The organism is Nautilia abyssi, assembly GCF_055388085.1.
The window spans coordinates 304355-325864 of the sequence record NZ_AP042376.1; the positions used below are offsets into that span (position 1 = coordinate 304355).

A 21510-nucleotide genomic window follows, 5' to 3' on the forward strand; every position below is an offset into this window, starting at 1 on the left:
TAAATTTTTTCAGCAGTTTTACGCCGTTTTTTCCAATAATGCTTGGAGTTTTCCTGTTTTGTGAAAATTTTTTTATGGCTCTTTTGTTTATTGTTCTGTTTTCACTTTTTCATAATTTTAATCTGCTGTTTTTCAGTATGCTTATGCTGTTTATAAAATTTGTTTTGCTTGAAAGACTGAAAGATATTGTTGATTTTCATTATCAGGATGCCGTTGCGCTTTTTATTGTGTATTTGGCTTTGGGAATATATTTAAGAAACTTTGCGAACATCGAAACTTCAATGCTGTTTATCTACTTAATTTATAATTATGCGTTTGATTTGATAGCAATAAGGCTTTTAAAATGCGAACTAAAATCGTATTAAGTGTAATTTTCGCATTTTATATGCTTCTGATATACAGGGTATACGACCTTAGTATCAAATCAAATGAAAAATACAATAAACTTTCTTTGCAAAACAGGGAAAAAGAGATTTTAATACCTCCCGTTAGAGGTGTTATATACGATAGAAACGGCAAACCTATCGCTTATAACGAGCTGAGGTTTGACATTGCTTTAAAGCCTCATTTGAAAGATAAAGAACTTCATGATGCAATTAACGAGCTTGAAAAAACTCTAAATGACATAAATGCAACAAAGCTTCTTGAAATTTACAAAAAAGAAAATTCTCCGTATAATCATAAGCCTATAGTATTGGTAAAATATGTCAGTGAAGATAAAATTTACAAAGTGCAGCCGTTTTTGAGTCTGGACGACAACATTATTATTACACCTAGCTATTTAAGAAAATATCCGTATAAAGACGTGCTTTCCAATGTTTTAGGATATGTGTCAAAAGCCACTGTTAAAGACCTTCAAAGAAATAAAACGATTGAGCTCACACAAATTTCGGGTAAAAGAGGGATTGAAAAATATTATGACAATATTCTGCAGGGAACGCCTGGCGAAAAGACGGTGATAGTAAATGCAAAAAACGAAATATTAAAAGAAATTGCTTATAAAAAGCCTGTTTCCCATTCTCTTAAATTAAGCATAGACACCCAGCTGCAGTCCATGATTTATAATATGCTTAAAAAACAGAATAAAAAAGGCGCGGTGGTAGTGATGAGGACAAACGGGGAGATACTTGCCCTTGTTACTTATCCAAGTTATGACAATAATCTGTTTGTAAAAGGTATTGATTATAAAACATGGCATAAACTTCTGCATGATATATACCATCCTCTTTTAAATAAGCCCGTAAGCGGTCTTTATCCTCCCGGTTCTACCGTTAAGCCTGCCGAAGGTCTGATTGCTGCGGCCAGCGGAAAATGGAATCCTTGGAAAAAAATAGACTGTCCCGGATATATAGAAATCGGAAACAGAAAATTCAGGGACTGGAAACCGAGCGGACACGGTATGACGGATCTTGTAAAGGCTATTAAAAGAAGTGTCGATACATACTATTATCAGCTTGGTCTTAAAATTGGAATAAATTATCTGGCAAGCCATCTTAAAAAGATGGGATTCGGTCATAAAACTGGAATAGATCTGCCTAATGAAAAAGCCGGAATAGTGCCGGATAAAGAGTGGAAAATAAGAAAATACCATCAGCCGTGGTTTATAGGTGAAACGTTAAATGCGGTTATCGGACAGGGATATTTTCTGGCTACGCCTTTACAGGTGGCGGTTGATACCGCTTTAATTGCAAGCGGAAAGCTTCCAAAACCTTTTGTTGTAGAGTATATAGACAATAATAAAACAAAACCCGTATTAAAAGATGTGCTTACGAAAAGAGAAAAAAGATATCTCGGACTTGTAAGAAGAGGAATGTGGGCGGTTTGTAACGCACCCGGAGGTACTGCTACTAGACATATTACAACTAAGGTAACCATTGCAGGTAAAACGGGAACGGCACAGGTGTATTCTATACCTCAGGAGGTTAAAAGAAGAAAAAGAGAAGACGAACTTGCCTATTTTCACCGTTCACATGCGTGGCTTACCACATTCGGACCTTACAGACACCCTCAGGTGGTCGTTACTGTTTTAATAGAACACGGAGGCCATGGGGGCAGCGCAGCTGGAGGTATTGTAAGTAAAATTTACGACTTTTTGGTAAATAAAGGATTTATTAAAATAAAATAATTAAATTAGATATTTAGCAAATTCCTGTTTGTCTTTTTTAACACCTTTAAATATTTCATCTCCTATAATGATATCCCCGTTTTCTTCTCTGGTATAACTTACCATCATATCCGCCGCAGTTTTTTTAATTTTTTCCGGCGCATCATATTGTATAAGTCCTACCGGACCCGGAAATCCTTTTGTGTACATTTTTTTGAAAAGAGAGCCGCTGTAGTTTTTAAGTACCGGATTTTCTTCCGCTTTTCTGGAGATAATAACCTTAAATCCGTCTATATTAAAGTGTCTTCCGACTTTTAAAACATCTATTTCATCAGGTGTTAAATTTAGTGTTTTTGAAAAATCCTTTAATCTTTTGGAAAAATTGACGTCGGTAAGCAGGCAGCCTCCCGCAGGACTTTCGAAATGTTCCAGACCGTATTGTTTTGCCAGTTCGAGCTGAATTTTTCTGTCTCTTCCGCTTATTGCCAAAAGTTTCTCCCTATCAACCCATCCTTCTTTTTCAGGAACGCTTGGAGGAAGCAGCTTGGCGCTAAGAGGTCTTAGGACAAGTCCTTCTGCGTTGGCCAGTTTGTTTACGGCGTTCATTGCGGGGAGTCTCTGGCTCATAGGCCTTTGTCCCACAACTTCTCCGCTTATTATGAATTTGGCATCTGTTTTTTGCATATATTCTTTAGCGACTCTTATCATGTTGGCATGGCAGTCGATGCACGGGTTCATATTTTTACCGTAACCGTATACAGGGTTAAAAAGAATGTTTTTAATATAATCTTCTTTAGTGTCCAGTATTGTCAGTTTTATACCGAGTTCGTCCGCAAGTGTCTGCAGGTCTTTGATTTTGTTTTTATTGCTTTCAAATCCTACGTCAATATATACGCCTTCTACTTCAATATTCTGGTCTTGTATGAGTTTTATTGCCAGTGCGGAGTCCAAACCCCCGCTAAACAGTGCTATCGCTTTCAACTAATTCTCCTTTTTTTAACTGTAAAACTTTATAGTTTAGTATTTTTAATTTATGCATTTTTTCATCTGTTGGAAGGTTTGACGTTTTTAATTTCAGAATTTTATTCTGATAGTACGGAATCAGCAGTTTTATTATCTGTTTTTTTAATGCTTCCATATCCAGGCAGAGTATGTCTTCACGCAGCACAATATCTAAAAGCTCCGGATCGTCAAATTTTTCTTCGTAGACGAGTTTTAATTCTTTTTGATGTGTTTTAAATACGTCTGTGCTTAAATATTCAACGATTTCATCCATTATATGAGGATTTTCGTAAAGAGTTTTGATAATAGACGCTTCAGCTACTTCTATCCTCTTGTTCTGGGAAGAAACGCTTTGGCCTGAAGACCTTACGCTTAAAAGTTTTGGGTTAATCTGTAAAAACTGGGAAGCTTTTATTATAAAACTTTCCCTTATAATTTCAGGAAGTGTAAAAATGTATTCTTTAAGCTCGTCAACGGCGGCCTTTTTTTGAACCGGATTTTTTATATCGTATTTCTGTATTGTATAACTGATAATAAAGTCCAAAAACGGTATGGCTTTTTCAAAATATATGTTTAAATCGTCTCCGTTTTTAACTACATCCGCCGGATCCAGTCCTTGAGGGAAAAGAATCACTCCGCCTTCAAAAAAATTTTTAAACAGGAGTTTAGATGCTTTCAAAGCCGCGTTAATTCCCGCATTGTCATTGTCGTAAGAAAGAAGTATTTTGGAAGAAAGCTTTTGAAGCTGCGGCAGATGCTCCTGCGTAAGAGCGGTACCCAGTGTCGCTATTGCGGTATTGTATCCGGCCTGATGAAGCATTATTACATCCATATATCCTTCTACGATAATAGCCTGTTTTTTTCTTAAAATGTGTTCTCTTGAAAAATTAAGACCGTAAAATGTTTTTGATTTATTGAATATTTTCGTATTTGTAAAGTTAATGTATTTTGCAGGATGGTTTGATATTGTCCTGCCTCCCATTGCGATAATTTTACCGCTTGGGGAAAAAATAGGGAAGGTGATTCTTTCTATCAGCCTTGGATATTCCCCGTTTTCGGACAGAACTCCTAAATCTTTTAATTCTTTTATATTTAAATTCGCATTTTTAAAAAACTGGAACTGCTTTTTGCTGTCCGGTGCGTATCCGAGTGCGAATTTTTCTATAGTCGAATCTTTTATTCCTCTGGTTTTGAGATATTCGTAGGCAGTTTTATTTTTATAGAGCTCCTGGATATAAAAAGAGTTTACTTTTTCAAGTACATCCGTTCTGACAAAAGAAGAGCTTTTGGAATATTCGAGTTTGAAGTTGTACATACTTGCCAGTTTTTCCAGTGCTTCCGGGTATGAGAGCTTTTCAATGTCCATGACGAATTTAATTGCGTCTCCGCTGGCTCCGCATCCGAAACAGTGATATATCTGTTTTGCCGGGCTTACTATAAAACTCGGTGTTTTTTCACTGTGAAAAGGGCACAGGGCTGTATAGTTACTTCCCTGTTTTTTTAATTGGACATAATTGCCTACTACATCAACAATATCGACGATACTTTTTAGGTTTTCAATTGACTCTGGTTTAATCATAATGAAATTATAGTAAAATTTTACTAAAAGCAGTGCGAAGGAGCATTATGGATTTTAGAGATCCTCTTTTTAGCGTTATTATGTTTTTCGTAATCGTATTATTAAGCGTACTGATTACAATGGCGCTGGGAAGATTGAGGGAATATTACAGGGAAAAAAAGCTTAATGAGTTTTTAAAAGATTTTGAATATATAAAAATAGAAAACTTAAAACTGGACGAAGCATCAATAGATGCGTTGTATCTGTTGGCAAAAGCTTATGAAAAAGAAGGCGATTTTGAAAAATCCCTAAAAATATATCTTTGGATAAGTAAAAATATAAACAGTACTGAAATATTAAGACATATTGCCACTCTTTATTACAAAGCAGGTTTTTTGGAAAAGGCCAAAAAAACGGCATATCAGATTTTGTCTACAAAACCGAGAGATATAGAAACGCTCAAACTTTTACTGCTTATAGATGAGAAGCTTGGAAATCTTAATGAAATTATTAATGTGCTTGAAATATTTGAGGAACTTGAAGTCTCTTTAAGCGAAGAAAAAGCTTTTGCTCTTTTAAAGCTTGCTTTAAACGATAAGTGCAATATTGAATTTTGTAAAGAAATAAAAAGTCTGGATGATATATATAAAACCTATCCTTTTATACAAAGAGAATATCTCAAAACGCTGTTTAATAAAGAGCCTGAAAAAGCGTATAATGAAATTCCGGAAGATAAGGTTTATGAATATCTTGATCTGTACTGGCACAGAAACGATATACCGGATATTCCTAAATTTTCAAATGTTTTAGCAGCAAAGCATCTTAAAAAATGTAATAAGCAGGGACCTTTTGAAATAGAAATTTTAAAACAGGTAAAAAAAGATTTTGCGGATTTGGAATTTGAATATGTATGCTCAAACTGCAAAAAAGTATTTCCTCTTTATTCTACGAGATGTCCAAACTGCCATAAACTTTTTAAACATAAACTAATGTTCAATATCGTGGAAAAACAGGATTTAAAAAATATAGAGTTTTAGGTACACCTGTAAGCCGGGTTCTGTTTATGAGAGTATTTATCTAGGCGCACACCTTACGGTGCCGCTCATGCGAAGGGTAATGATGCAAGGCTTTACCATCCCTTCTTGCTGCGGGGCGGGTTTACCATGACGGAATATGTTGCCATATTCCCGGTGAGCTCTTACCTCACCTTTTCACCCTTGCCTGTGGCTAAAACGCCCATCGGCGGTTTGTTTTCTGTGGCACTTTCCCTCGTCTTGCGACGGCAGTCCGTTAGACTGACCCCTGCCTTGCTGCAGCCCGGACTTTCCTCTGGTCTCCCAGCACTCTCTCGGTGTACCTATATATAATTATATCAAAATTTACTGCCGCATATATATTCACAGTCTTCTAAAATTTTTGCTTCATGAATTTCTCCTGCAGGTACTTTTAACACATCTCCTTTTTTTAAGCGGTATGAGTTTTCTTTTGTATTGATAGTCATTTCGCCTTTTAACATAACTCTTATTTCTTCATAAGGATGAGAGTGCCAGTCGTAATATGTGCCTTTGGAATCAGACCATATAAATATGTTTTTGTAACCGTCTTTTTCAAGGTTGGCGACTGTTTTGTCAATATCCATAAAATCTCCTTGAAATTTTTAAAATTTTACCTAAAATACGACAAAACTCTTGACATTAAAAAATAATTTTTATACAATTTCAACACCTCAAGCGATGGGCTGTCGCCAAGTGGTAAGGCAGCGGACTTTGACTCCGTCATTCGGAGGTTCGAATCCTCCCAGCCCAGCCATTTTTTTGACGCGGGGTAGAGCAGCCTGGTAGCTCGTCGGGCTCATAACCCGAAGGTCGCAGGTTCAAATCCTGCCCCCGCAACCAAAAATTAATCAATATGGTGTCTGTCACTAAAAGAAAGTCAATAATGATATTTTTAACTTTTCTATCCAGTCTGCTAACTTTAAATATATATGCTTATCAAAGCAACTATCCGTTTAAAAATCTCCTGAAACAGTCCGTAAAGCTGCAGGCTCCTACAAGCAGATATAATCCTGAATATTCAATAGGTTACGGAAAATTCAAGCCCAGTATCAATAACAAATATTTTGTTTTGGATAAAAACAGAATAGTGTTTAAAGTGTGCGGTAATCATAAAAGAAGCGAGTTTCGTTTTAGAAAAGAATGGAAAACGGATAACAAAAACGGTGTTTTTTTACATGTATTGTGTAATGTATATCCTGTAAACTGTAACAGGGAATTTACTTTTTTACAGATTCATGCTGATCCAAAAAAGTCAAAAGCTCCTAATAAACCTCTTTTAAGAATAGTTTGGATTAAAAAATACAAAAATATAAAAAACGGAATATGGGCCGTAATAAAAAATAAAAACAGCTATTCAAAAATATATTTAGGTGTTTTACATAATCCTTTAAATATAAAAGTTGAAATCAAAAAAAATATTTTAAATATTTATTATCAAAAAAAATTAAAAGTACTGAAAGACGTTTTTTACTGGGAAAAGTATTACAGCTATTTTAAACTTGGGGTATATAATCAGTGCGAAGGTTGCAGCATAAGCGAATTTTATGAAATTGACACTAATACCATATTCTCTCAAGATAAAGCCCGTTAGGCGGTGCTAAATGCTTGGATATAAGCTCTTTTTTCGAAAGCTGTTTGTCTAAATCGTCCAATGTTAAAATGTTTTCGTTTATTTTCAGTATAAAATCCACAATAAGTCTTATCTGTCCTCTTAAAAAGCCGTTTCCGGCTATTTTAATTACAGTAAATGATTTATATTTGTAAATTTTCGTTTTGTAAATTTCTCTTATATATGAGTTAACTTCACTTCCGGTCTTGGCAAAATACTCAAAATCGTGTTTTCCTTCAAAACGTTTAAGGGCCTTTTTTATAAGCGGTATATCTATTTTTTGAGGATAATAAGTTATGTAATCTGAAGTATGAGGTGAGTAAACATGTGATAAAATGTATCTGTAGCTTCTTTTTTTGGCGTCAAATCTTGGATTAAAGCCGGCATTTGCAAATTCAAGTTTTTTAATATGGATATATGGGTGCAGGATTTTATTTAAAGAATTTTTAAGTTTGTTAATTTCCCAAAAGTCTGGGGCGTCGAAAGCAATTATCTGGTTAAGGGCGTGAACTCCTCTGTCAGTCCTTCCTGCATGTGTTACGGCTGAAGATATGTTTAGTTTTTGTAGAGAATTTTCAATTTCTCCCTGAACGGTGATTTTGTCAGGCTGTTTTTGCATACCGTAAAATTTGCTTCCGTCATAGCTGATAGCGGCTTTTAGTTTTAAAATGGCGTTTTCCTTTTAAAAGCGATATAACCTGAAATAAAAAACAGAATACTGATGAGTGTATTTATCCACAGCGATGACGTCGTTTTCGTAACAACTAAATATATTACAAGCAGGGCAATGGCAAATACCAGAGACCTGTTTTTGTGTATTCTGGAGTGAAAAAACGAAATAGGGGGAATAAAAAATATCAGACTGACAGGCAGCAGTGCAAAAGGAAGATAGAATCCGAAAAGTTTTTTAAACTTTTGAAAATATTCGGAGAATCTGAAAATCGAATAGTTGCTTTTAGGGATTTTTTTATTTATATACATAGTATCGAAATTTATTATTGCGTTTTTATCAAACGAATAAACGTTTCCTTTTTCAAGCTCAAAAGTCAAGTAGCCTTTGTCAGTTTTTAAATCGGCGTATTTTGCAAGGATTAACTGATTGTTTTTATTATTGTATAAAATAAGATTTTCGTATTTTTTAGCTTTTTTTGATGTTGTGAAAATGTTCCATTCTCCAAATTTTTGGGATATTTGAGATGTCTGGAAGTTAAACCTTGCTTCTTGCTGTTTTTGTGCTTTGAAATTTTTAAAAGCTATTTTTGCATAAGGAATGGAAACAAAGAGAATAATTAGATTTATTACAGTTAATAAAACTGAAAAATAAAAAAACGGTTTTAAAAGTTTAAACGGCTTCACTCCCAGTGAAAATAGCGCTACAAGCTCCTGTGTTTCGCTGTGTTTTGAAAAAAGTGAAACTATTGAAATAAAGAATGAAATAGATAATGCTATAAACAGGACTTTCGGAAGGGAAAGCATATACATTTTAAAAAGTTCCGCAAACGTTATGTGAATGTTTGAAGTGATATTTGCTATGGATATGATAATAACTATTGACGTAATTAAAAACAGAATCAGAAATATCATTAAAAATATCGGCCAGAAGCCTGATATAAGATATTTTGAAAGTCTATCCATATATGTTGCTCCATAATAATTCAAAATATCCGTTGAATATCCAGACGATAAATGTGCCTAACGCCAAAAAAGGTATAAAAGGCAGTTCAAAATCATTGTTTTTAATTCTGTTGTAAATTGAAGGCAGTATAGCTAGCGCCGAACCTATAAAAATAGCGATTAAGGCAAGTTTTACCCCCAAAAGCGCTCCCATAGTTCCCGCTACGATAATATCTCCCTCGCCCATTGCTTCTCTTTTTATAATATATGACACATAATATCTGATTAAACTCATGCCTCCCATTAATATCAATGCGTTTGTGAAATTGTTTAAAATATCGGTTGAATTAAAAAACGCTAGTGTTAATGCAAGCAGATTAAGTGAATCGGGTACCGCTTTATAGTCAAAATCTATCATACTCAGTGCCAAAAGAGTTGAAAATACGGCAAAATTAATAATAAAAAATATATTTAAACCGGTTTTGTAATAAACAATTACGGCTATTATGCCTGTCAGCAGTTCTATAATAGGATAACGCACAGAAATTTTTGCTCCACATGAAGCACATCGGCCTTTTAATATAAGCCATCCAATTATTGGAATGTTATGCCAAGGCTTTATTTTTGTGCCGCAGGCCGGACAGCTGCTAGGCGGCGATATTATGCTTTTTTGTTTAGGCAGTCTGTAAATGACTACATTTAAAAAACTTCCTATACAAAGTCCAAATAAAAAAACAAATAAAAGTTCAATATTCTCCATATTACATCTCCAGTTTTATATTCCGCCGAATCTTCTTTCTCTCAGGTGAAACGATTTTATAATTTTATCAAGTTCTTCGGGTGTAAAATCCGGCCAAAGAGTATTTGTAAAAAACATTTCGGCGTAAGCGCACTGCCATAACAGAAAATTGCTAAGTCTGATCTCTCCGCTTGTTCTTATTAAAAGATCCACGTCTCTGCTTATGTCCAGATTGTTTTGTATGTTTTCTTCTGTAATTTCTTCGTTTTTGTCTATTAATTTTTTAACGGCTCTTGTTATTTCGTTTTTGCTTCCGTAGTTTAACGCCAAAATTTGCGTAAGTTTTTTATTGTTTTTCGTTTTTTCTTTTGTGAGTTCGATTCTTTTTTTCAGTTTGTCGGAAAATTTTGAAATATCGCCTATTGTTTCAAATCTGATATCGTTTTTAATATATGTTTCAAGCTCTTTTTCCAGATAATTTTCCAGAAGTTTCATTAAAAATTCTACTTCCATTTTGGGTCTTTTCCAGTTTTCAGTAGAAAAAGCGTATAGCGTTAAATAGGATATTTCGTCATTCTGTGCACAGTATTCGGTGATTTTTCTGACCGTTTCGGCACCTTTTTTATGTCCTTCTATTCTTTTTAAACCTCTATTTTTCGCCCATCTCCCGTTTCCGTCCATAATGATAGCTATATGCATATATTAAACCTTTAAATTTAATAAGTTTTCAGAAAAATTATATAAAGGCGACACTTCTTTTTTGTATAAAAACAGTTCCAAAGAAAGCTCGTCTTTATATAAATTTATTAACTGCAGTGTAGCATTATAAGGTGAATAAACCGTTAACGAGTTTTCTGTTATCTCACCTTCGAGTTCCCCTAAATGATTGAATATTGCATAAAATTTTACCTTGTTTTTTGAGTATTTATACTGCATTAGGGCTTTTTTTTTCTCGTTGATTATTAAATGGTGGATTTTCTGTTCGTAAGCCATTAACATGTTGGTATAAAATATAAATTCAAATTTTGACACGGAATTTGACAAATGCTGTAAAATTTCCTGTTTTCCGAATGCATGCAGTGAGCTGTTTTCTTCGTTTGTGTTTTTTATTTCCAGTTTTTCCATCATTTCAAGCAGACGGGGCAGTTCTTTTAAATTGCTTATCTGCAGTCTGTTTTTGTTTTCTTTTATTTCGGCGAAATATTTTTTTCCGATAAGCAGGGGAATGGAGCTTTTTGTTTCGATTTCTCTGTTTCCGAGTTTAATAAGATATCTTATGGGATTGATCTGTTTTTTTACTTCTATTTTTACAGGTAGAGTTGCATTAAACTCTTTAATTTCTTCGAGTCTGTTTACAGCTTTGAGAATTTTGCCGAGTTTAGATATGTTTAACGGCATCGGCTATCTTCAAAGCTATGTTTTCTTTAGTGTCCTGCGTAAAAACAGTTTCCGAATTATTGGTGATGAAAATTATTTCGTTTTCATCGCTTCCGAAATCGTTTTTTGTAAGAAGATTCAGGCAAATGGCGTCAAGATTTTTCTTTTTTAAAGAGTTTTTTGCGTATTTGACTGCATTTTGTTCGTCTCGTTCCGCTTTAAAACCTATTTTTTTGAATTTTTGATCTTTCAGACTTTCAAGAATATCGATATTCTTGTTCATTTCCAAAATCATTTTTTCACCTATTTGCTCTTTTTTAAGTTTGCCGGAAGTGTATGAAGGTTTAAAATCTGAAATTGCGGCAGCCATAATTAAATAGTCGGGATCGGAATTTAATATTTCCCTGTAATAATCCTCTGCGCTTTGAACTTTTATCTGTTTTATTTCTTTGGTGATATTATGTTCTTTACTTGAGATAAGCGTTACGTCGGCTCCTTTTATATAAAAGGCTTTAGCCAAAGCTTCTCCCATTTTACCGCTTGAAAAATTGCTTATAAACCTTACATCGTCAATTTTTTCTATACTTCCGCCTGCTGTTACGGTTACTTTTTTATTTTGCCAAAATTCGTCTTTGTTTAATTCCCTGAGTGCTCTTAAAAATATCTCTTCCGGCTCGGCCATTTTGCCTATTCCTTCGTCGCCGCACGCAAGAAGTCCCGCATTTGCTTCAATTATATTTAGCTTTTTGAAACTTTCCTGGGTTGTTGGATGATTATACATATTTGTATTGGCGGAAGGAGCGAAAAGCACCGGTGCCGTACATGCCAGATAAGTCTGTAACAGCAGATTGTCCGCTATACCGTTTGCTGCTTTGTTTACTGTATTTGCAGTTGCGGGCGCTATTATATAAATGTCGGCCCATTTTGCATAATCAATATGATTCATTTCGCTTGACCAGTCTTCGTTTTGTTCTATTAAAACTTTTTGTCTCGTTAAGGTTTCGAATGTAAGGGGTGATATAAATTTTGCGGCCGCCTGTGACATAACCACCCTGACACTGTCGCCGTTTTTCACAAAGAGTCTTATAAGCTCGCATGTTTTATAAATAGCTATGCTGCCGGTTACTCCGATAAGAATATTCACTTCTGTCTCCCGAAAAACTTGTAGTAGAAGTTTTTAATTATTTTAAGAGGGGCTCTGCTGATTGCAAGAGAGCCTTTTTTTATGTCTTTGTTTACCGTGCTGCCCGCAGCAATCATTACATCGTCTTCAATTGTTACAGGAGCTATAAGCTGTGTATCGCTTCCGACAAATACGTTTTTGCCGATTTTCGTTTTGTATTTGGCTTTACCGTCATAATTGCACGTGATTGTTCCGGCTCCTATATTCGTACCTTCATCTATTTCACTGTCTCCGAGATAGCTTAAATGGCCGGCTTTTATACCTTTTAATTTAGAAGCTTTAACTTCTACGAAATTTCCTATATGTGTGTCTGTGAGTTCGCTTTTAGGCCTGATTCTCGCCATCGGTCCTACGCCGCTTTTTTTTATAACCGCTTCTTCTATTACGCTTAAAGGTCTGATTTCGCTTTCGATTATTACGCTTTTTTTAATTACACATCCGTTTCCTACCTCACACTCTCCCTCAAAACTTGAATAAGCGTCTATATAAATTGTATCCGGCAGATGCATTATTACCCCGTTCTGCATCCAGAAGTTTTTTATTCTCCTGCACATTATCTCTTCCGCGTGGGCAAGGTCTTTTTTCGAATTTACGCCTTTGAAGTTTTCTTCATTAACTTCGACTGCTTTTATTGTAAGGGCGTCTTTTGAAGCCATTTCGATTATGTCGGTTAGATAATACTCTTTTTGTTTATTGTTGTTTGAAAGTTTTGGCAGATATTTTTCTAAAACCGCTTTTTTAAACAGATATACTCCCGCATTCACATAAGGAATTTTGAGCTCTTCTTCGTTTGCGTCTTTTTGTTCGACGATTTTTTGAACTTTTCCTTCTTTTATTACTACTCTTCCGTAACCGTCGGGATTATCCAGTTTCATTACGCTCATGACGATATCCGCGTCAATTTCTTCGAATTTTTTTAGCTCTTCGGCTTTAATTAGAGGCATGTCGCCGTTTAATACCAAAACCTTATCTGCGCTGAGCGGCACTTCTTTAACCGCTCCGCCCGTTCCGGGAAAATTTTCAAGGTCCTGTTTTATAATATTTACCGGATATGCGTTTACGGTCTCGCTTACTTTGTCAAACTGGTGGTTTAATATAATGTCTATTTTATCTGTAAGTTTTAAACTTTCTTCTATAATGTATTCAATCATACTTTTGCCGCATAGCTTATGAAGCACCTTTGCAGTGGGGGATTTCATACGCGTTCCTTTACCTGCGGCTAAAATAATAATTTGAAGCATACAAATTTCCTTTTTTTGTTATAATTATAGCAAAAAAGGCTATTTTAATGGATTTAGCAAGTGTTATCGGGCTAGTAGGAGCGCTCGGTTTAATTATTGCCGCAATGGCAATGGGGGTGGGTATAGGTCCATATATCGACGGTCAGTCGGTGTTAATCGTTGTGCTTGGGTCAATTATGACGCTTTTTATTGCAAACAAAATGGAAATGATGACCAAGTTTGCAAAAGTTTTTATGATTGCCATCAAACCAAGCTATCAGCCAAATTACGAAGAATTGATTAAAAAACTTGTTGATTACGCCACACAGGCAAGACGCGACGGTATACTTTCACTTGAGCAGGCCGCCGCTAACGAAGAGGATGAGTTTCTGAAAAAGGGTCTTTCAATGGCCGTAGACGGAAACGAACCCGATACGATCAGAGAACTTTTGGAAATTGATCTTGAACAGATGGATGCCAGACATAAAAAGATGGCATCGATTTTTAACAGCTGGGCAGGTCTTGCCGGTGCGATGGGGATGATCGGTACCCTGGTCGGTCTTGTTGCGATGCTTCTTAACATGTCGGATCCTTCTGCGATCGGTCCGGCGATGGCGGTTGCGTTATTGACAACGTTATACGGTGCGATGATCGGGAATATTTTCGGAGGACCTATAGCCAATAAACTCGGACTTAGAAATGATGACGAAATACTTGCTAAAACAATGATAATTGAAGGAATTATGTCGATTCAGGCCGGAGACAATCCAAGAACGCTGGAAGCAAAACTGTTAAGCTTCCTGCCGCCGGCACAGAGAAAGTCACAATTTGAATAGGAAAATTTATGGCTAAAAAATGTAAGTGCGAATGTCCTGAGTGTATGCCCGAATGGCTTGCTACGTTCGGGGACTTGATGAGTCTTCTTTTATGTTTCTTCGTTTTGCTTCTCTCAATGTCTACGATGGATGCCAAAAAAGTTAAAGAAGCTATAGGTTCTTTAGCCGGGGCATTGAGCGTATTAGAAGGCGGAACACAGACAGAAATCAGCAGAAACAGAATTCAGCAGGCTACTCCTATTGAAAGAAACGAGGAAACTGCTCAGACCGTAAATAAACTTTCACAGGCTATTGCTGAATTTAAACAGTTTACAGCGGGAGGCAAAGGGCCGGCTATCACTCTTGAAGAGGGAGAAGAAGGCTTTTTCATAAGACTTCCTGCAGATATTACGTTTAAACCCGGAAGCGCGCAGATTACAAATGAGGACAGTCTTCTGTTTTTGAAAAGAATCGCGCTTATCATCAAAGAATATCTGCCTAAAAACATCGAAATTCAGGTAAAAGGTTTTACCGACAACGTTCCTCCTCCCCCAACGTCTCCTTATGCGGACAACTGGGAGCTGAGTGCGGCCAGAGCTTTAAGCGTTCTTAAAATATTAATCAAAGACGGTGTAAATCCGAAACAGTTGAGTGCCGCCGCATACGGGGAATATCATCCTATAGCTGCTAATGCGACACCGCAGGGAAGGGCTAAAAACAGACGGGTGGAAATATGGTTCTTCTCGAAGAAAAAACAAAATCAAAGTAAAATTGAAAAATCCGTATTAGACAAAGTTAAAAAATAGGAACGGCATGAAAAAACTATTCTTTTTACTGATTCCTATATTGATATTTGCGGCTGCGCCGCAGATTCCAACCGTTAATTTGTCTCTGACGGCACCGGAAACTCCTAAACAGCTGGTAAGCGTTTTGAATATTACCATTCTTTTAACTTTACTGGTGTTGGCTCCGAGTATTATACTTGTTATGACCTCTTTTGTGAGGCTTCTAGTAGTATTCGGTTTTTTGCGTCAGGCATTGGGGACTCCTCAGTCGCCGCCTACAACCTTATTGGTTTCTCTGGCTTTGGTATTGACGTTTTTTATTATGGAACCTTACGCAAAACAGGCTTACAATAACGGAATAAAACCTTATACTGAAAAGAAAATCGGCTATGAACAGGCTTTTGAACGGAGTATCAAGCCTTTTAAAACGTTTATGATTAAAAATACCCGTGAAAAAGATTTGGCTCTTTTTTTCAGAATAAGACATCTTCCAAATCCTAAAACGGTAAATGACGTGCCTTTGACTATTCTTGTTCCGGCTTTTATGATAAGCGAACTGAAAACGGCGTTTGAAATAGGGTTTTTGATATTTTTGCCGTTTTTGATTATAGATATGGTGGTAAGTTCCATTTTAATGAGTTTGGGTATGATGATGCTGCCGCCTGTAATGATATCGCTGCCTTTTAAAATACTGGTATTTATATTGGTGGACGGCTGGAATCTTATAGTGCTGGGGCTTGTCAAGAGCTTCCATTAGAGTGTTCATAAAAAATTGAAATTTAATAAAGGAGTAAAATGAACTGCAGCAGTTTTGGAAAATGCGGAAGCTGTGTACTTTGGCAAATGCCTTATGAAGAACAGTTAAAAATGAAAAGCGGACAGTTAAAAGAGCTTTTCAGTGAATTTGATATGCCCGAACTTGAAGTAGTGCACGGAAGCGACGAACATTTCAGGGCCAGAGCCGAATTCAGGGTGTGGCACGAGGGTGATAAGAGCTATTACGCTATGAGAAAAAGAAAAGAAGACGGAAGAGGTGTAATTCCGATAGAAGAGTGTAAAATAGTCGATAAGGCCATTTACGAGGTGATGACGCCTCTTTTAAATGAAATAGAAAAAAATGACAATTTAAGATTTAAACTTTATGAAATAGATTTTTTAAGCAACTCCAAAGGCGAGCTTATCGTAACGCTTATTTATCACAGAAAAGTTGATGAAACCATAGCGGAGGATATACAGAAGCTTAAAGACAAGTTTAAAAATATAGATTTCATAGTCAGGAAAAAAGGAAGAAAGTATGTTTTTGATAAAAACTATTTAATTGAAGAGCTTAATATCAATTCAAAAATTTACAAATATAAAATAATCGAAAACACTTTTTCACAGCCTAACCGGCAGATGAATCAGAAAATGATAGAGTGGGCAATGAGAAACTCGGAAGACTTAAGAGGCGATTTGGTTGAACTTTACTGCGGTAACGGAAATTTTACCATTCCGCTTAGTGAGAGGTTTAACAGGGTAATAGCCACTGAAATCAGTAAAGAATCAATTGAAGCGGCAACTTATAATGCGGAAATTAACGGAAGAGGGAATATAACTTTTCTTGCTATGAGTGCGGCTGAATTTTCAAAACTGTATAAAGACAAATCGCCTTTAATCACCAAATATGATTTAAAAAACGTTTTAATAGACCCTCCCCGTGCCGGGCTTGATGATAAATCCAGGGAATTTGTAAACGAATTTGACAATATTATATATATTTCATGCAATCCTGAAACCCTTAAAAGAGATTTGCAGACACTCTCAAAAGGCAGAGAAATAAAAGCTTTTGCCTTTTTTGACCAGTTTCCGTATACAAACCATGCCGAATGCGGCGTTATTTTGCAAAAAAGATAATTATGGCAAATTTGATAGATTTTAAAGATTTAATAGGGGAACTGTTTTTAATAGGTCTTTTTCTTTCACTTGCACTCGGTGCCGTTATTGCCGGAAAAATTCTGGATAAAAGGAAACGTATGAAAATACTTGTCGTGGGACTGGGCGGAGTCGGAGGATATTTGGCGTATAAACTGATAAAGTGCGGATATGATATCAATGTATACGCTACTGAAAAAACAAACGAAAAAGTCAAAAAAGAAGGACTTAAAATAATAGATGTCGATAAAGAAGATACCGTTTACCCGAGTGTCGGCATCGACGGGATTTACGATATTATTTTTATTACGGCTAAATCATACAGTCTTGATGAGGTTATAAATGAAATAGAAGGCCATTATCATAAAAACACCAGAATAGTTCCTATATTAAACGGAATAGGGCATTTTGAAAAATTTAAAAATATCGGGGCTAAGATTGTAAAGGCCTGTATTTATATTCTTTCGAATAAAAAAGACGTTAACGTTATTTATAAAAAAACACCGCTTTTTTATATGTGTCTTGAGAATGATGAGATATTGAAAAAAGTTTTTGAAAAATGCGATTTGAAAATCAAATTTTCAGACAGTATCGATAAAGACATATGGAAAAAATATCTCTTTATTTCAACGTTCGCGACACTTCAAAGTTATTATGACAAACCTACCGGCTGGATTATGGAAAATAAGCGTGAAGAGGTAGAAAAATTTTTGGATGAAGTAATAAATATAGCAAAGAGTTACGGTATAGATTTAAGTTCTGAAAAAGAAAAAGTTATCAATCAGGCGCTGAATATACCGTATGAAAGCAAAATGAGCATGCAGATCGATTATGAAAAAGGTAACAAAACGGAAGTAGACAATCTTACCGGTTTTCTTGCCGAAAAAAGCGATTTTATTAAAAAATATTACGATTTTTTGGCTAAATAGTTTTCTATAAGTTTTTTTGCCACGAGAGAGTCTATCCTGCCGTCTTTTTTATGTTTTATAACACCTTTAATTTCTTCTTCCACTTCCGCACTTGTATAACTTTCATCAATAAAAACGGTACTGCCGTTAAAATCCAAAAGCGAAACGAAGTGTTTTATTCTTCTTTGCATCTCTTCGTTTGTCATTGGCAGTCCAACTACCAGCACATCGGCTTTATATTCGTTTATTTTATCCATAACTTCTTTTGCCGCCTGATTTCTGTTTTTTCTTATGACAGCAGGCAGGGGCACAACAACGCTTCCGTTTGAAAACGCCACTCCTATACGTTTTAATCCTACGTCAATTCCAATAATTTTTTCCATATTTCAGCCTTTTGATCTGGTTTTAATCTTGCGTTTAACGGACTGGGACTTGGCAGGTATAATGGAGAATTGAGAATTGAGAATAGAGAATTTTTAAAATGTTTTTTTATTACGTTTTCCGCAGTTCTTGAAGTTACCGCAACTTTTTGTATATTCGTATATGTTTTTAGTAAGTTTTCAATATTACACGGTTTGATTATTTCCAGATTATCATCCCTTGAGTTTCCCTCTTTTCTCACACATTCGCATACTGCGTCCCAAAGGGCTATTTTGTGTTTTTTTAAAATTTCGATTTTTTCTCGGATGTTTTCAGGTTTTTTATCATTAAATATAATAGACAGTATATCCCAAAACTGGTTTCTAGGATGAGAATAGTAGAAATTGTTTTCAAATGATTTGATAGACGGAAACGTTCCTAGTATCAATATTTCACTGTCTTCAAAAACAACAGGTTTAAAAGGATGAATTAATTTTTCATTCTCCATTCTTCATTCTCCGTTTTCAGTTAAAATAAACTTTTCCGTTTTTTATTTCTATTTCACCGTTAAGTTCCATTTCATAAATTTTGTTTCCGAACCTGTTCAGAGCTTCGTTTAATGATAAAATGTCTGACTTTTCATCAATTCCCAGACTTTTACAAAAATCGTCCAAATCCCATATTACTTCGGCAAAACCTTTTTTTGCAAGATATCTTGTGCCGGAGCTTTCGTTTAAGCGCTGCGGTAAAACATATATTTTTTTATTATATTTCTGAGCCCATTCGAAACTTCTCATACTTCCGCTTTTGAGTTCCGCTTCCGCAATTATGACAAAATCGCTTATTTTTACAATAATTCTGTTTCTTTGTAAAAAAGTATGTTTAAAAGGAGAAAAGTTTTTTTCGTATTCGCTTATCGCAAGGCCGTTTTCATAAATGTTTTTAATAAGTTCCCTGTTTGATTTGGGATAAATTATATCAAGTGAAGAGGGTGAAACGAATATCGTATTGGGATACGCTCCTTCATGTGCCGCTTTGTCAATTCCCAAAGCGCCACCGCTTACAACAGTGTATATTTTTGAAAGTTTTCTTGCTAATAGTTTTACTGTCTCTTTTGAATATCTGCCGGCTCTTCTGCTTCCGACTATTGCGACTTTAGGTTTGTTTAAAAGTTCAATATTGCCTTTGTAGTACAGTTCAAAACCCGAATATTCTATTTTATTTTTTGGCAAGTTCATCAATATATACCACGTCTATGTTTTTAAGTAAATCCGTTGAATTTTTAAGTGTCTGCAGGGTTACGGAATGAGGATGTCCTATTGCTATGGCGTAACCTCTTTTTTTTGCGATTCTTATAGCTTTTTTAAGCTGGTTGCGTATATATTCAGGATTTTCTTCATTGTCCAAAAATATATTTCTCGAATATAATGGTATACGGTAGGTTTTGTCCGCAATTTGAGATTTTGAATACGGTGTTGTTTTCGAATCGACAAATCCCAAATGCTCAGTTTTTAAAGCCCTGAAGAGTTTTAGCATCGCTTCTTTGTTAGCGGTAAACGTGCTGCCTGTATGATTATTTATGAATTTTGCTTTTGGAAAGTCTTTTTTGACTTCTTTTATTCTGTTTAAAATAGTTGCGTAAGAATCGTTTATATTTAGAGTTTTAGGTTCCGGTTTGTTGAAGTGTATCGCTTCTAAAGGAAGATGAATCATATAATGGGAAAATTCTTTAGCGTAAATTGCCGTATTCGGATGTCTGTTTGTGGGAGGAAAAAACGAAGGCGTAACATGAAAAGGTATCGCTTTGATTTTATTAACCTGGCCTTTAAACGAAACATCGTCAATTATTATTACAAGTTTGGGCTTGTTCGAAACAGGAATAACGGGCTGAACTGTTTCTTTAGGAGGAAGTATTACCGTCGTATTGTGGGCTTTTTTATAGTCCATTATTTCTGACGGAACTGAAGCAGATGCGTTTTCTTTTTTTATTTTTGTCTGTGATTTTAGCTGTTTTATTTTTTCCTGAAGAATTTTTATGCTGTTTTGTGTTTTTTTTAGCTCTTTTTCGTAATTTTTCTGGGTATATACTATTCCGACTATAAAAGCGCTTAGTGAAAAAATAATTAGTATCAGAAAATAAATTATGTATTTAAGATTAAAAGAAGACTTTTTTGAAGTCTTTTTCTTTTTTCTATGAGTTTTTTTCATTTGTTAAGGATTATTTCCACTTCCAGAGTTTCTATGTCCTGGTTTGAGTTTGATTTAATGTGGACATCTTTTACGTTAAGGTATTTTTTAACGACATTGATTAAATCTTTTTTCATTTCATCAAGATTGTCGATTTTGGTATTTGCTCTTTCATAAGCAAGCATCATCATAAGTCTGTCTTTTGCTACGTCTTTTGATTTTTTCTTTTTGAATATGTCAAAAAAACTCATTTGAAAAGTCCTTTTAATTTGCCTAAAAATCCTTTTTTAGTTTTTAAATCTAAAAATTCGACTTCTTCTCCCTCAATTCTTTTTGCAATTCTTCTGAAAGCTTCTCCGACGATTGATTTTTCATTAAGTGCGATAGGTTCACCCAGGTTAGTCGATTTTACAATATCTTCGTCATCAGGAACGACACCTATAAGAGGAAGTGCGAGTATATGAAGCACGTCGTCAATTGAAAGCATTTCTCCTTTTTCCACAAGTTCGGGTTTTATTCTGTTTACGATTATATGTTTTTGAACTTCTTCGCCTTCCTGGGCTTTTTTGCTTTTTGCGTCTATTATACCTATAACCCTGTCTGCGTCCCTTACCGAAGAAATTTCAGGAGTCGTAACTATAAGTGCCCTGTCAGCAAGATAAATAGAATGTTCAAATCCGCTTTCAATCCCGGCAGGGGAATCTACCAAAATGTAATCAAAATCTTTTTTAAGCTCTTCAATCAGTTTTTCGACTTTTTCTTTATTTAGGACATTTTTGTCTTTTGTCTGACTTGCCGGAAGGAAGTGTAGATTTTGTGTTCTCTTGTCTTTAATAACAGCTTGTGCAAGATTGCAGTTTCCTTCCATTACGTCTACCACATCATAGACAATTCTGTTTTCAAGTCCTAAAATCATATCCAGGTTTCTAAGTCCGATATCGAAATCGACCGCTACGACTTTTTTGCCGAGTTTTGCCAACGCCGTTGCGATATTCGCAGTGGTTGTCGATTTTCCGACTCCGCCTTTTCCGCTTGTAATAGTAATAACCTGTGCCAAATTTTCTCCTTTTTTGTAACTTACAA

The 21510-nt window shown here is 35.4% G+C and carries 25 protein-coding genes, 2 tRNA genes and 1 other RNA gene; 11 read left to right on the forward strand and 17 right to left on the reverse strand.

Annotated features, from left to right (window positions below; genetic code table 11):
• Positions 1-38: 38 nt before the first annotated feature.
• Positions 39-365, forward strand: coding sequence for a hypothetical protein (locus ACZ5EP_RS01525; RefSeq protein WP_168175721.1), 327 nt, complete (start codon positions 39-41; stop codon positions 363-365).
• On the forward strand, positions 344-2125 hold the full coding sequence (gene mrdA / locus ACZ5EP_RS01530; RefSeq protein WP_464509156.1) for a penicillin-binding protein 2: 1782 nt from the start codon (positions 344-346) through the stop codon (positions 2123-2125). The genes ACZ5EP_RS01525 and mrdA overlap by 22 nt, the downstream gene beginning before the upstream one ends.
• Here the strand turns inward: mrdA and ACZ5EP_RS01535 are convergent, their stop codons facing one another.
• Positions 2126-3085 (reverse strand): argininosuccinate synthase domain-containing protein, encoded by a 960-nt coding sequence (locus ACZ5EP_RS01535; RefSeq protein ID WP_464509157.1) that lies wholly within the window; start codon positions 3083-3085, stop codon positions 2126-2128. It abuts the gene before it with no gap.
• The gene (dnaG, locus tag ACZ5EP_RS01540; RefSeq protein WP_464509158.1) at positions 3063-4685 is read right to left on the reverse strand and encodes a DNA primase; all 1623 of its coding nucleotides are present in this window, start codon (positions 4683-4685) and stop codon (positions 3063-3065) included. The genes ACZ5EP_RS01535 and dnaG overlap by 23 nt, the downstream gene beginning before the upstream one ends.
• A gap of 47 nt (positions 4686-4732) precedes the next feature.
• On the opposite strand from dnaG, the gene ACZ5EP_RS01545 reads away from it, so the two are divergent.
• Positions 4733-5701 (forward strand): tetratricopeptide repeat protein, encoded by a 969-nt coding sequence (locus ACZ5EP_RS01545; RefSeq protein ID WP_464509159.1) that lies wholly within the window; start codon positions 4733-4735, stop codon positions 5699-5701.
• Here ACZ5EP_RS01545 and rnpB read toward each other — a convergent pair.
• Positions 5695-6024: RNase P RNA component class A (gene rnpB, locus ACZ5EP_RS01550), an RNA gene on the reverse strand. The genes ACZ5EP_RS01545 and rnpB overlap by 7 nt on opposite strands.
• A gap of 12 nt (positions 6025-6036) precedes the next feature.
• Positions 6037-6303, reverse strand: a complete 267-nt coding sequence (locus ACZ5EP_RS01555; RefSeq protein WP_464509160.1) for a cupin domain-containing protein — start codon at positions 6301-6303, stop codon at positions 6037-6039.
• 95 nt (positions 6304-6398) lie between these two features.
• Between ACZ5EP_RS01555 and ACZ5EP_RS01560 the strand changes: the two genes are divergently transcribed.
• From ACZ5EP_RS01560 to ACZ5EP_RS01570, 3 genes are all read left to right on the forward strand, one after another.
• Positions 6399-6473: transfer RNA gene (locus ACZ5EP_RS01560), tRNA-Gln, on the forward strand.
• A gap of 9 nt (positions 6474-6482) precedes the next feature.
• A tRNA-Met gene (locus tag ACZ5EP_RS01565) sits at positions 6483-6559 on the forward strand.
• 43 nt (positions 6560-6602) lie between these two features.
• Complete coding sequence (locus tag ACZ5EP_RS01570) at positions 6603-7310, forward strand: polysaccharide lyase family 7 protein (RefSeq protein ID WP_464509161.1); 708 nt, start codon at positions 6603-6605, stop codon at positions 7308-7310.
• Here the strand turns inward: ACZ5EP_RS01570 and truA are convergent.
• From truA to glmU, 7 genes are read right to left on the reverse strand one after another with little or no spacing between them, the layout of a single operon-like run.
• Positions 7276-7947, reverse strand: coding sequence for a tRNA pseudouridine(38-40) synthase TruA (gene truA / locus ACZ5EP_RS01575; RefSeq protein WP_464509162.1), 672 nt, complete (start codon positions 7945-7947; stop codon positions 7276-7278). The genes ACZ5EP_RS01570 and truA overlap by 35 nt on opposite strands.
• Positions 7948-7991: 44 nt before the next feature.
• A complete protein-coding gene (locus tag ACZ5EP_RS01580) occupies positions 7992-8963 on the reverse strand; it encodes an LptF/LptG family permease (protein ID WP_464509163.1) in 972 nt (323 codons plus the stop codon).
• Complete coding sequence (locus ACZ5EP_RS01585; RefSeq protein WP_464509164.1) at positions 8956-9702, reverse strand: prepilin peptidase; 747 nt, start codon at positions 9700-9702, stop codon at positions 8956-8958. The genes ACZ5EP_RS01580 and ACZ5EP_RS01585 overlap by 8 nt, the downstream gene beginning before the upstream one ends.
• 15 nt (positions 9703-9717) lie before the next feature.
• The gene (locus ACZ5EP_RS01590; protein WP_464509165.1) at positions 9718-10380 is read right to left on the reverse strand and encodes a di-trans,poly-cis-decaprenylcistransferase; all 663 of its coding nucleotides are present in this window, start codon (positions 10378-10380) and stop codon (positions 9718-9720) included.
• Positions 10381-10383: 3 nt separating this feature from the next.
• On the reverse strand, positions 10384-11079 hold the full coding sequence (locus ACZ5EP_RS01595) for a hypothetical protein (protein ID WP_464509166.1): 696 nt from the start codon (positions 11077-11079) through the stop codon (positions 10384-10386).
• Positions 11060-12202, reverse strand: coding sequence for a bifunctional phosphopantothenoylcysteine decarboxylase/phosphopantothenate--cysteine ligase CoaBC (gene coaBC / locus ACZ5EP_RS01600; protein WP_464509167.1), 1143 nt, complete (start codon positions 12200-12202; stop codon positions 11060-11062). The genes ACZ5EP_RS01595 and coaBC overlap by 20 nt, the downstream gene beginning before the upstream one ends.
• Positions 12199-13482: a bifunctional UDP-N-acetylglucosamine diphosphorylase/glucosamine-1-phosphate N-acetyltransferase GlmU gene (glmU, locus tag ACZ5EP_RS01605; RefSeq protein ID WP_464509168.1), complete on the reverse strand. Its 1284-nt coding sequence runs from the start codon at positions 13480-13482 to the stop codon at positions 12199-12201. The genes coaBC and glmU overlap by 4 nt, the downstream gene beginning before the upstream one ends.
• A 47-nt stretch (positions 13483-13529) precedes the next feature.
• On the opposite strand from glmU, the gene ACZ5EP_RS01610 reads away from it, so the two are divergent.
• From ACZ5EP_RS01610 to ACZ5EP_RS01630, 5 genes are read left to right on the forward strand one after another with little or no spacing between them, the layout of a single operon-like run.
• Positions 13530-14297, forward strand: a complete 768-nt coding sequence (locus tag ACZ5EP_RS01610) for a motility protein A (RefSeq protein ID WP_127680805.1) — start codon at positions 13530-13532, stop codon at positions 14295-14297.
• Between the two features lie 8 nt (positions 14298-14305).
• Positions 14306-15082, forward strand: coding sequence for an OmpA family protein (locus ACZ5EP_RS01615; RefSeq protein ID WP_464509169.1), 777 nt, complete (start codon positions 14306-14308; stop codon positions 15080-15082).
• Positions 15083-15089: 7 nt separating this feature from the next.
• A complete protein-coding gene (fliP, locus tag ACZ5EP_RS01620) occupies positions 15090-15818 on the forward strand; it encodes a flagellar type III secretion system pore protein FliP (RefSeq protein WP_127680801.1) in 729 nt (242 codons plus the stop codon).
• A gap of 38 nt (positions 15819-15856) precedes the next feature.
• Entirely contained in the window at positions 15857-16954 is a 1098-nt protein-coding gene (gene trmA, locus ACZ5EP_RS01625) for a tRNA (uridine(54)-C5)-methyltransferase TrmA (protein WP_464509170.1), read from the forward strand.
• Positions 16955-16956: 2 nt separating this feature from the next.
• Positions 16957-17901: a ketopantoate reductase family protein gene (locus tag ACZ5EP_RS01630; RefSeq protein ID WP_464509171.1), complete on the forward strand. Its 945-nt coding sequence runs from the start codon at positions 16957-16959 to the stop codon at positions 17899-17901.
• Here ACZ5EP_RS01630 and ruvX read toward each other — a convergent pair.
• The 6 genes from ruvX to minD are packed head-to-tail and all read right to left on the reverse strand — an operon-like array spanning position 17880 to position 21484.
• Positions 17880-18263, reverse strand: coding sequence for a Holliday junction resolvase RuvX (ruvX, locus tag ACZ5EP_RS01635; RefSeq protein ID WP_464509172.1), 384 nt, complete (start codon positions 18261-18263; stop codon positions 17880-17882). The two genes, ACZ5EP_RS01630 and ruvX, sit on opposite strands and share 22 nt — an antisense overlap.
• Positions 18236-18748 (reverse strand): DNA-deoxyinosine glycosylase, encoded by a 513-nt coding sequence (locus ACZ5EP_RS01640; RefSeq protein ID WP_464509173.1) that lies wholly within the window; start codon positions 18746-18748, stop codon positions 18236-18238. Before ACZ5EP_RS01640 ends, ruvX begins: the two co-directional genes overlap by 28 nt.
• 16 nt (positions 18749-18764) lie before the next feature.
• Entirely contained in the window at positions 18765-19478 is a 714-nt protein-coding gene (locus ACZ5EP_RS01645) for a DNA-processing protein DprA (protein ID WP_464509174.1), read from the reverse strand.
• On the reverse strand, positions 19459-20448 hold the full coding sequence (locus ACZ5EP_RS01650) for a divergent polysaccharide deacetylase family protein (protein WP_464509175.1): 990 nt from the start codon (positions 20446-20448) through the stop codon (positions 19459-19461). The genes ACZ5EP_RS01645 and ACZ5EP_RS01650 overlap by 20 nt, the downstream gene beginning before the upstream one ends.
• On the reverse strand, positions 20445-20678 hold the full coding sequence (gene minE / locus ACZ5EP_RS01655; protein ID WP_127680790.1) for a cell division topological specificity factor MinE: 234 nt from the start codon (positions 20676-20678) through the stop codon (positions 20445-20447). The genes ACZ5EP_RS01650 and minE overlap by 4 nt, the downstream gene beginning before the upstream one ends.
• Complete coding sequence (gene minD / locus ACZ5EP_RS01660) at positions 20675-21484, reverse strand: septum site-determining protein MinD (RefSeq protein WP_127680788.1); 810 nt, start codon at positions 21482-21484, stop codon at positions 20675-20677. Before minD ends, minE begins: the two co-directional genes overlap by 4 nt.
• Positions 21485-21510 lie beyond the last annotated feature (26 nt).

Excerpts from the sequence above, each read along its gene's own strand:
- truA (WP_464509162.1), bottom strand. The coding sequence starts at position 7,947 with ATGCAAAAACAGCCTGACAAAATCACCGTTCAGGGAGAAATTGAAAAT.
- ACZ5EP_RS01640 (WP_464509173.1), bottom strand. The coding sequence starts at position 18,748 with ATGGAGAATGAAAAATTAATTCATCCTTTTAAACCTGTTGTTTTTGAA.
- ACZ5EP_RS01650 (WP_464509175.1), bottom strand. The coding sequence starts at position 20,448 with ATGAAAAAAACTCATAGAAAAAAGAAAAAGACTTCAAAAAAGTCTTCT.
- ACZ5EP_RS01645 (WP_464509174.1), bottom strand. The coding sequence starts at position 19,478 with ATGAACTTGCCAAAAAATAAAATAGAATATTCGGGTTTTGAACTGTAC.
- ACZ5EP_RS01595 (WP_464509166.1), bottom strand. The coding sequence starts at position 11,079 with ATGCCGTTAAACATATCTAAACTCGGCAAAATTCTCAAAGCTGTAAAC.
- ACZ5EP_RS01590 (WP_464509165.1), bottom strand. The coding sequence starts at position 10,380 with ATGCATATAGCTATCATTATGGACGGAAACGGGAGATGGGCGAAAAAT.
- minE (WP_127680790.1), bottom strand. The coding sequence starts at position 20,678 with ATGAGTTTTTTTGACATATTCAAAAAGAAAAAATCAAAAGACGTAGCA.
- ACZ5EP_RS01585 (WP_464509164.1), bottom strand. The coding sequence starts at position 9,702 with ATGGAGAATATTGAACTTTTATTTGTTTTTTTATTTGGACTTTGTATA.
- ACZ5EP_RS01630 (WP_464509171.1), top strand. The coding sequence starts at position 16,957 with ATGGCAAATTTGATAGATTTTAAAGATTTAATAGGGGAACTGTTTTTA.
- ACZ5EP_RS01610 (WP_127680805.1), top strand. The coding sequence starts at position 13,530 with ATGGATTTAGCAAGTGTTATCGGGCTAGTAGGAGCGCTCGGTTTAATT.
- ruvX (WP_464509172.1), bottom strand. The coding sequence starts at position 18,263 with ATGGAAAAAATTATTGGAATTGACGTAGGATTAAAACGTATAGGAGTG.
- glmU (WP_464509168.1), bottom strand. The coding sequence starts at position 13,482 with ATGCTTCAAATTATTATTTTAGCCGCAGGTAAAGGAACGCGTATGAAA.
- fliP (WP_127680801.1), top strand. The coding sequence starts at position 15,090 with ATGAAAAAACTATTCTTTTTACTGATTCCTATATTGATATTTGCGGCT.
- ACZ5EP_RS01580 (WP_464509163.1), bottom strand. The coding sequence starts at position 8,963 with ATGGATAGACTTTCAAAATATCTTATATCAGGCTTCTGGCCGATATTT.
- ACZ5EP_RS01615 (WP_464509169.1), top strand. The coding sequence starts at position 14,306 with ATGGCTAAAAAATGTAAGTGCGAATGTCCTGAGTGTATGCCCGAATGG.
- mrdA (WP_464509156.1), top strand. The coding sequence starts at position 344 with ATGCGAACTAAAATCGTATTAAGTGTAATTTTCGCATTTTATATGCTT.
- ACZ5EP_RS01555 (WP_464509160.1), bottom strand. The coding sequence starts at position 6,303 with ATGGATATTGACAAAACAGTCGCCAACCTTGAAAAAGACGGTTACAAA.
- ACZ5EP_RS01545 (WP_464509159.1), top strand. The coding sequence starts at position 4,733 with ATGGATTTTAGAGATCCTCTTTTTAGCGTTATTATGTTTTTCGTAATC.
- ACZ5EP_RS01570 (WP_464509161.1), top strand. The coding sequence starts at position 6,603 with ATGATATTTTTAACTTTTCTATCCAGTCTGCTAACTTTAAATATATAT.
- dnaG (WP_464509158.1), bottom strand. The coding sequence starts at position 4,685 with ATGATTAAACCAGAGTCAATTGAAAACCTAAAAAGTATCGTCGATATT.
- ACZ5EP_RS01525 (WP_168175721.1), top strand. The coding sequence starts at position 39 with ATGCTTGGAGTTTTCCTGTTTTGTGAAAATTTTTTTATGGCTCTTTTG.
- trmA (WP_464509170.1), top strand. The coding sequence starts at position 15,857 with ATGAACTGCAGCAGTTTTGGAAAATGCGGAAGCTGTGTACTTTGGCAA.